The sequence below is a fragment of the Brachyspira catarrhinii genome, assembly GCF_005518285.1.
Classification (GTDB): domain Bacteria; phylum Spirochaetota; class Brachyspiria; order Brachyspirales; family Brachyspiraceae; genus Brachyspira; species Brachyspira catarrhinii.
The window spans coordinates 1-2,621 of record NZ_SJDU01000326.1 but is presented as its reverse complement, the minus strand read 5'-3'; the positions used below and the strand labels follow the sequence as shown (position 1 = coordinate 2,621).

At 25.4% G+C, this 2,621-nt stretch carries 2 protein-coding genes; both read right to left on the bottom strand.

The window, feature by feature from the left end:
* Window positions 1-146 precede the first annotated feature (146 nt).
* Window positions 147-1,391, bottom strand: a complete 1,245-nt coding sequence (dprA, locus tag EZH24_RS10045) for a DNA-processing protein DprA (RefSeq protein WP_137999006.1) — start codon at window positions 1,389-1,391, stop codon at window positions 147-149.
* A 6-nt stretch (window positions 1,392-1,397) separates the two neighbouring features.
* Entirely contained in the window at window positions 1,398-2,099 is a 702-nt protein-coding gene (locus tag EZH24_RS10040) for a tetratricopeptide repeat protein (RefSeq protein WP_137999005.1), read from the bottom strand.
* Window positions 2,100-2,621 lie beyond the last annotated feature (522 nt).

Here is a 2,621-nt window from a genome sequence, read left to right as displayed (position 1 = left end):
TATCTGTTAATAGTTTTTGCTTTTGCTGGCGATTCCACTATTACGAGTTTCTTTTTTTTAGAATTAGTTTTTTCTTTCTTTTCAATTTTAGTATTAGTTTCCATTCTTTCTATCCAATTTTAAATTTTAATTTTTATTTTTATAATCTATAACAAAGCGGTATAATATTTTCCCGCGGTTTGTTTTATGAAACCGTTTATTTCAAGCCGCATTAAAAGCGAAGTCACAACTTGAGTTTTCATTTCCGTTTTTTCTATAATATCGTCAATATGGACTTTATCGTTTTTGCTTATTATATCGTAAAGTTTAGCTTCGTCTCCTTCCAAATTCGGCTTTTCAATTTTTTTATTTTCGGTAATTTTTCTTATCGTTTTATTTTCTTTATTATTCTCTTTAATTTTTTGAGTTTTTATAATTTTATTTTCTTCGCTATCTCCTTTATTTGGAATATTGCCGCCTTCAAAATATTTTAATTTCATTTTCAAATAATCGTCATCGTTTGAAAATATGGAATCAAAATCTTCGAGTATATCGGTTATATCGTTAATAATTTTAGCTCCTTCTTTATACAATTTATGATTGCCGAAATATTCTTTTAATTTTTCATCGTAAGGCGCTATATAAACTTCTCTACCTTGATTTAAAGCGTAATCTACCGTTATTAAAGCTCCAGATTTGCTCGAAGCTTCAACCATTATCGTTGCGTAAGATAATCCCGATATTATTCTATTTCTTCTTGGGAAATTCATTCTGTCGGGTTTTCTTCCGACTTCAAATTCGCTTATAACAATTCCGCTTTCAATCAATTTATTGTAAACTTTGACATTTTCGGAAGGATAAACTATATCTATTCCGTTTCCCAAAACCGCCGCAGTATTTACAAGCGAAGATATTGCGCCCAAATGAGCTTCTTTGTCTATTCCTTTAGCCATGCCAGACACAACCGTTATATTCAACGCGGATAATTTTGAAGCTATATCGAACGCGTATTTTTTACTTTCTTTGGTAGGGTTTCTTGTTCCCACTATAGAAACTGAATTTCTTCTTAATTTTTTTAAATCGCCTTTGTAATAAAGTATGTAAGGAGGATTATCAATCTGTTTCAAATTAAAAGGATATTCTTTATCGAATAAACTTAAAATTCCTATTTCGTATTCTTTGGATTTTTTTATTATATTTTCCGCTTTATCCAATATTTCATTTTTGCTAAAATCATTAACTTTGAATTTAAATTTTTTTTCTATCAATTCTTTTAAATTTTTTTCTTTTTCTTCAAAAATACTTTCAACCGATTCGTAATGTTTTATAAGTTCGTATATTCTTCTGTCTCCGATTTTCTCGATTTGATTAAGGGCTATCAAATAAGTTTTTATATTGTCGTTTTTATTCATTTTATTTTAATTACCCATACTTACTATTTGATTAATATTATTTAAAGCTCTCTCTCTTACCGCGGTAGATTCGGTTAAATTGGATATTCTTCTATAAACTTCAACCGCTCTATCTCTATTTCCAACGCTATATTGCAATCTTGCCAAAACAAAAAGATAATCGATATTATTTGGAGAGAGTTCAACCGCTTTATTTATAAGTTCCAAAGCTTCCTCGTAATAATTTTGCTGGATTCCTTTAAGCGAAGCCAAAGCGGCATAATAATTTGGATTGTTAGCGTCTTTACTAATTGCAAAATTTATATTGCTTTCCGCTCTTTCTATAAAATCTTTTTTCTTCTCTTCCGTATCGGCGCTTTCAACCAAATAAGAATAAGATATTCCGAGTCCGTATCTTAAATAAGGACTATTCGGTAAAATTTTCAAAGCTTCGGAAAAATATTTCGCGGAATATCCGTATTGTCCTTTAGCCAAACTTCTTTCTCCCAAAGCTCTATACACGGCTGCAAGTCTATCTTGAGCGTATATCTTTTGGTTTATTATATCGTTATAAGTTCCCGTTATTTCGAGCAACGCTTTATCATCGTCTTCGTTCTTTCCTTTTTCGTATAAAGTATATGCCTTATTCAAGTTATATCTGTTCTTGAAAACTTGATTGCAAGAAACAAAAACCGTAGCAAATATTATAATCATAAAAATCTTTTTCATAATAAAAACCTTTTGTTAATTGTTTTATAATATATATAATTATAAAAAAAGTAAAGAAAGTTATTCTTATATTTTTATTATTAACAATATTTACAATAATTAATATATTTCATTATTTGAATTTCGATAATAAATTTTTATAATAAATAATTTATAATCAATATTACCAATAAAAATATTATAAACAATATAATAAATATATTTTTTATTTTTTTCTTATATGAAAAATTTACTAACATATAAACCATATAATAATTATCGTAGTTTTTTTAAAATTTAAAATAATATATTATTTAAATAAAATAAAATATATTAAAAAAGATTAAAATGAATTCAAAAATGTATATCTATTTAATAAATTCAATAAAATATTAATTGTTAATAAATTGTTTATAATGTTAATAAATTTTTAATTATTAATTAAATAAAAATTCATTTATTAAATTTTTATAATTTATTTTAATATAGAATTTATAAAATATATTTATAATTAAAATTTTATTAATAAATTTTTTATTTAAA